General features: G+C 45.8%; 12 protein-coding genes. 4 read left to right on the top strand and 8 right to left on the bottom strand.

What is annotated here, in order from left to right; translation table 11 throughout:
* The 7 genes from HWQ37_RS33020 to HWQ37_RS32990 form a co-directional block, all read right to left on the bottom strand.
* Window positions 1–262: hypothetical protein (locus tag HWQ37_RS33020; RefSeq protein WP_292755395.1), on the bottom strand; the 262-nt coding region annotated here is incomplete at its 3' end.
* The gene (locus tag HWQ37_RS33015; RefSeq protein ID WP_292755393.1) at window positions 259–417 is read right to left on the bottom strand and encodes a hypothetical protein; all 159 of its coding nucleotides are present in this window, start codon (window positions 415–417) and stop codon (window positions 259–261) included. The genes HWQ37_RS33015 and HWQ37_RS33020, both read right to left, overlap by 4 nt.
* Window positions 417–638 (bottom strand): hypothetical protein, encoded by a 222-nt coding sequence (locus tag HWQ37_RS33010; protein ID WP_292755391.1) that lies wholly within the window; start codon window positions 636–638, stop codon window positions 417–419. The genes HWQ37_RS33015 and HWQ37_RS33010 overlap by 1 nt, the downstream gene beginning before the upstream one ends.
* Entirely contained in the window at window positions 635–829 is a 195-nt protein-coding gene (locus tag HWQ37_RS33005) for a hypothetical protein (protein WP_292755389.1), read from the bottom strand. The genes HWQ37_RS33010 and HWQ37_RS33005 overlap by 4 nt, the downstream gene beginning before the upstream one ends.
* 76 nt (window positions 830–905) lie before the next feature.
* Window positions 906–1,271 (bottom strand): hypothetical protein, encoded by a 366-nt coding sequence (locus HWQ37_RS33000; protein ID WP_292755387.1) that lies wholly within the window; start codon window positions 1,269–1,271, stop codon window positions 906–908.
* 6 nt (window positions 1,272–1,277) lie between these two features.
* Entirely contained in the window at window positions 1,278–1,619 is a 342-nt protein-coding gene (locus HWQ37_RS32995) for a hypothetical protein (RefSeq protein WP_292755385.1), read from the bottom strand.
* A 160-nt stretch (window positions 1,620–1,779) separates the two neighbouring features.
* Window positions 1,780–2,013: a hypothetical protein gene (locus tag HWQ37_RS32990; RefSeq protein WP_292755383.1), complete on the bottom strand. Its 234-nt coding sequence runs from the start codon at window positions 2,011–2,013 to the stop codon at window positions 1,780–1,782.
* A gap of 294 nt (window positions 2,014–2,307) precedes the next feature.
* Between HWQ37_RS32990 and HWQ37_RS32985 the strand changes: the two genes are divergently transcribed.
* Window positions 2,308–2,511 (top strand): ribbon-helix-helix protein, CopG family, encoded by a 204-nt coding sequence (locus tag HWQ37_RS32985; RefSeq protein WP_292755381.1) that lies wholly within the window; start codon window positions 2,308–2,310, stop codon window positions 2,509–2,511.
* Window positions 2,512–2,733: 222 nt separating this feature from the next.
* On the opposite strand, the gene HWQ37_RS32980 is transcribed toward HWQ37_RS32985, so the two are convergent.
* Window positions 2,734–3,060, bottom strand: coding sequence for a KGK domain-containing protein (locus HWQ37_RS32980; protein ID WP_292755379.1), 327 nt, complete (start codon window positions 3,058–3,060; stop codon window positions 2,734–2,736).
* Between the two features lie 94 nt (window positions 3,061–3,154).
* Here HWQ37_RS32980 and HWQ37_RS32975 point away from each other — a divergent pair, with 94 nt between their 5' ends.
* The 3 genes from HWQ37_RS32975 (at window position 3,155) to HWQ37_RS32965 (ending at window position 4,013) form a co-directional block, all read left to right on the top strand.
* Complete coding sequence (locus HWQ37_RS32975) at window positions 3,155–3,376, top strand: hypothetical protein (protein WP_292755377.1); 222 nt, start codon at window positions 3,155–3,157, stop codon at window positions 3,374–3,376.
* Window positions 3,377–3,445: 69 nt separating this feature from the next.
* On the top strand, window positions 3,446–3,682 hold the full coding sequence (locus HWQ37_RS32970) for a hypothetical protein (protein WP_292755375.1): 237 nt from the start codon (window positions 3,446–3,448) through the stop codon (window positions 3,680–3,682).
* A complete protein-coding gene (locus HWQ37_RS32965) occupies window positions 3,672–4,013 on the top strand; it encodes a hypothetical protein (RefSeq protein ID WP_292755373.1) in 342 nt (113 codons plus the stop codon). Before HWQ37_RS32970 ends, HWQ37_RS32965 begins: the two co-directional genes overlap by 11 nt.
* The last annotated feature ends 172 nt before the right edge of the window (window positions 4,014–4,185 follow it).

The following is a 4,185-nucleotide window of genomic DNA, read 5'->3' as shown; positions in this document are numbered from 1 at the left end:
CGGACGCTGGTACGTCTATTGTCTGCGCTTGTAGCTCCTGTCTCAGAATTGCGATCGGAACACCAGCATAGGGCAGATGGTCAACCACAAAGGCGATTTTATCCATTGGTTTATGAGCTAATTTCACACACCACAGCATAAATTCAAGGATTTTCTCAGCTAGCAACAGGCAGAACTGAACCAGAGAAACAACTAATTTCACTGCTACCCACCCCAAGAACCTTAACCATGTCCTTGCTGAGGGAATGTCAAAGTGGTTCATTTCCGGTAGATTACTCCGTTTTTGAATCCCTCAAACTCAGCCTGACATTTAGTCAGCTGTCCTTTCAGGTCAGGCGTGGACTGCTGTTGCAGCAAAGTCCACACCAAAACACCAATACCAGCGAAGGCAAGAAATAAAGGTGTACTATCCTTCATTAGCCAACACCGTATCTTTGAATGTTCGCTACAACTCGGTCAAAAACGTTTTTGACTTCCCTAAATGTCTCTACTTGTACAGTCCCTGCATCAATACCATTCGCCAGTAGTTGTTCTTGGATTGCCTCCGATGCTTCTTCTACATTAATTGGGTGTGGTGATTCGATTAGGGTAGTGCCTTCGCCATCTGTATCCCAGTACTGGATTTTATAAGTTTTCATTTCAACCCCTTAGCCGCATCAAGGACAATTTGCTGTTGTTCAGGGGTCAAGTTGTCATCACCGTTACACTCAATCACCTCCATGTGGGTTCCGGCACGGTAAAGACAATTCTTTTTCACGGCTTCGTTGTCTGTCGAGTTGGCTTTGTCAACGTAGCGCTTCACGTAGGATTTGTTGATGTCTTCTGTCATAATCTTGAATGTGTGTGGTTTACTTGGTAGCCGCATGACACCGGCGATCGCAACCTGATGCGGATGGCGATCGCCTTTAAAAATCCGCTTTGTTGGCAGAAGTTGAGTTGAAGTTGGTTACAATCCAGACCTGTAATGAATTGCGGATTGATGGCTTAATCTCAATTGGCTGGCGGGTATCTAAACAGATGGCGCGGCCATCGTTGAGTTTGACGTGTAAATTCTTCCCGCTTTTGGAGCGCGAGAAGAGTTGACCAGCTTCGAGCAAGGCCCAGGTAATTGGCGCTTTGCCCACTACATAGTCGGCTTGATGGCTGTCATAGCCTTCTGAAAGTGGGTCTATAGTTAAGTCCTTCCACTCCTTTCTCTTCCCTTTACGGCTGTTAATCGGGCTTGGTCGTTGCCCGTTAAGGGGTTTGTCGGCTATCTGTTGGTCAGTCATAGTGCGTTAATAGTCGCTCAATAATGTGGGCTGTTCTTGGTCGTCTATTGCTTGTGCAGCAACGTGTTGGGCGTTTTCTTCATCCAGCGCCGCGGCGTTTTTCTCCATGATCAAGGCGAGTGCAATTCTTCCTATCAAGTCGAGTAGCGCGTCATCGTTAAGCTGATAGCACAGGGTAACGATCCGTTCAGGGATGTCCTCAAAGCCAATCTCTTCATATTGGTGGGCAACAGTGGTTTGTTCGCGCACTGCCAGGGAAATTAGGCAAATTAAGCCGGTAGCCTGGGTGCGGTTAAAGTCCCCAATTTGGGCGATGATGTCACTTAATTTAATGTCTGTTACATTCATGCTGTTCTCCCTTTCAACGCTAATTTTCTTTACCGATCGCTTTTAGGATGTCCAGGGCTTCTTGCTCTGGATTTTTAATTGCCTGATGTTGGTAAAATCTCCTTATTGTTAAATTTATTTGTTGTGTCGGCGATCGCTCGTGTCTGGAGCTATCGCCTTTTTATTTGCTTACCTCCGCCCCTAATTCAGGAGTGGATCGGTAGACGGTCAAGCTGTTGTCTCGGAGTACCCGCAAAAAGACTTCAGCTTCTTGCTTACGTAACTGAACTGGCTTTGAATCACCATCAAAGTGGATGAAAACTACATCTTCAATTCGTTGCACATAGGCAATTCTGTCAAAGCAGAGGAATGTATCAGATTTTGGATGTTCAAAGTGAATGAATTTGAGAGTCATAAACTGTTGTCAGTTGTTATACATTCAGCATGGATGGAAGCTACGTGTTCGGACTGCTTACCGCGCGGCGCTACGACTTACGGGTGAATGCAGTTGTCGCTTGTCCGTTGTCGGTTGTCTGTTCGCCTAGCAGGTCTTTGGTATTTGCTCAGTGCTGGTAGGCTGCAATCTCTAGTAATTTGTGCGAACATCGAATTGTTTACCCATGTGATAAATCAATGCTAGCATTACATGGGTAAACCAGCAACGTTAACACGGGTAAAATAGAGGTGGTTCACATGGGTAATGAAATTAATGGGACGAAAAGCCAAAACCGCCGTTCATGGCATGAAAAAGAAGGATGTGACAGTAACCCTTACACCGGAAGGCGTAGAGATGCTGGATATCAAAGCAAACTTACTGGGAATCAGTCGCAGCGAGTTAATAGAACGCATTGCCAGGGGACAAGTTACCTCAGACTCGGAAGCGAAACGAATGGGGGAGTTATTGAGAACCTGATCGAGGAATATCGTGATCAGGTAGCAATAAAGAAAGCAAGTATTAGAACTCTTGAGCTTGAAATTGAACAACTAGAATCTCGAATTCAGAATTTTGAAGCGGTTCAAGCTCAATTTAGCCATCAACTTCAAGAAGCATCATAAAAGCCGTCCTGCCTACTCTGGCAAGGACGGCTTATTCATGGATATGTCGCCTACTTATTAGCAGGCGACGCATCTGTGACTATTCGGGATTGAGTTGCGATCTTAGATCATCTAAAGGAGACTCTGACCCAGGCACTTTGTCGGGAGTGAATTCCACACGATAACTGACCACTAGTTTGAGCCTCCCTTTCTGCCAATCTTTTCCCGGCTGGAGAACCTCAGCACCAACACCGTCACATCCTGCAAGTTCAGCAGTCCAAATCCTGTAATTAGGAAAATTCGACTTTATAGCGTCTCCAATGTGTTTGTCTATCTCCTCAAACTTTAAAAGATTGACATTCACAAAACTCAGATCCTTGCTCATGCTGATCACTTCGTTGCCACTCAAAATCACTACGTTACTCATTTCGATTTTCTCTTTCGGTAAACAAAATGGCGGATCAAGCGCCAACTCGATCCGCCTTCCCTAATCTTTCCCCTTCCACCAAGGAACAAAAGCAATGATCAGAGCTAAATTCACCTGCCAGCAAAATACACTCAACCACGAAACCCAAACAGCAACAGTAGTTCTTACCCCAGTAACCAACTCAGCCACTGAAGAGAACCTAACCTTCTGGAAGTACACACCAGCCGGTAACATCACACTCGAAATCACTAACCCACTGGCATCGGGTCAATTCGCTGTGGGTGCTGAGTATTACATTGACTTCACTGCTGCGTGATTGCGATCGCTCCTAATAAAAATGATGCATCCAGGATTCCCCCGAAGAATACCCAATGCCCAATACCCAATGACCGACCAAAAAACCCAAGGACAAAGATTAGAAAACCTCATGACCAAGATAGATGCCGAGATGCAGCGCCTGGGCTGGACGGTAGAACAAGGTCGAGAGCATTTGACGAAATATTACGGGAAGCGATCGCGCTTGCTCTTAACCGAGGACGAACTAGAAAACTTTCTCTTATACCTGCAACTTTGCGATTCCCCAATATCTGATACCCAATCCCCAATAACTAATGACCAATGACCAAATCAGAGTAACTATCTACCACCCCAACCGAATACCTAATATTTACCGCCTCCCAATGGGCTTGCCCTTGAACTGGAGGGACGAAGCATCAGGAGAATTGCGAGATGCAATTTTTAAATACTTCAGTTCTCGACAACTATCCACCGAAGAAATCAGCTTGCTAGGTGAATACTGCCAGCATTACATTAACGCCCCTTGCTGGGATGCCACAGGAGGATTCCCCGATGAGCTAGCAACCCTGCGTCAATCCGCTAATTCAATTTCTAGCGTTAGCGACATTAGCCAGTGGATTAATGGCTGCCTTGAAATTGTGATCGACCCTTTTTAAAACCGAAGTTGAAAGTGCGATCGCAGTTGCTAAGAAAAATGCCTAATAACGGCTTGACCCGTCACCACCTTACACAGCAAGGATTCCGACCCGTCACCTCACCCGTCACCCACCCGTCACCTCACCCGTCACCCATGAAAAAAGCGAATCCAACAGCGATAATTTTTAGATT

Origin of the sequence: Nostoc sp. NMS4, from assembly GCF_017115095.1 — a bacterium.
Taxonomy (GTDB): Bacteria; Cyanobacteriota; Cyanobacteriia; order Cyanobacteriales; family Nostocaceae; genus Nostoc.
Note: the sequence above shows the minus strand (reverse complement) of the source record. Positions and strands in the feature narration are given on the sequence as shown.

Coding starts and splice junctions, on each gene's coding strand:
- HWQ37_RS32980 (WP_292755379.1), bottom strand. CDS start 3,060: ATGAGTAACGTAGTGATTTTGAGTGGCAACGAAGTGATCAGCATGAGC.
- HWQ37_RS32990 (WP_292755383.1), bottom strand. CDS start 2,013: ATGACTCTCAAATTCATTCACTTTGAACATCCAAAATCTGATACATTC.
- HWQ37_RS32995 (WP_292755385.1), bottom strand. CDS start 1,619: ATGAATGTAACAGACATTAAATTAAGTGACATCATCGCCCAAATTGGG.
- HWQ37_RS32975 (WP_292755377.1), top strand. CDS start 3,155: ATGATCAGAGCTAAATTCACCTGCCAGCAAAATACACTCAACCACGAA.
- HWQ37_RS33015 (WP_292755393.1), bottom strand. CDS start 417: ATGAAGGATAGTACACCTTTATTTCTTGCCTTCGCTGGTATTGGTGTT.
- HWQ37_RS33000 (WP_292755387.1), bottom strand. CDS start 1,271: ATGACTGACCAACAGATAGCCGACAAACCCCTTAACGGGCAACGACCA.
- HWQ37_RS32985 (WP_292755381.1), top strand. CDS start 2,308: ATGGGACGAAAAGCCAAAACCGCCGTTCATGGCATGAAAAAGAAGGAT.
- HWQ37_RS33010 (WP_292755391.1), bottom strand. CDS start 638: ATGAAAACTTATAAAATCCAGTACTGGGATACAGATGGCGAAGGCACT.
- HWQ37_RS32965 (WP_292755373.1), top strand. CDS start 3,672: ATGACCAATGACCAAATCAGAGTAACTATCTACCACCCCAACCGAATA.
- HWQ37_RS33005 (WP_292755389.1), bottom strand. CDS start 829: ATGACAGAAGACATCAACAAATCCTACGTGAAGCGCTACGTTGACAAA.
- HWQ37_RS32970 (WP_292755375.1), top strand. CDS start 3,446: ATGACCGACCAAAAAACCCAAGGACAAAGATTAGAAAACCTCATGACC.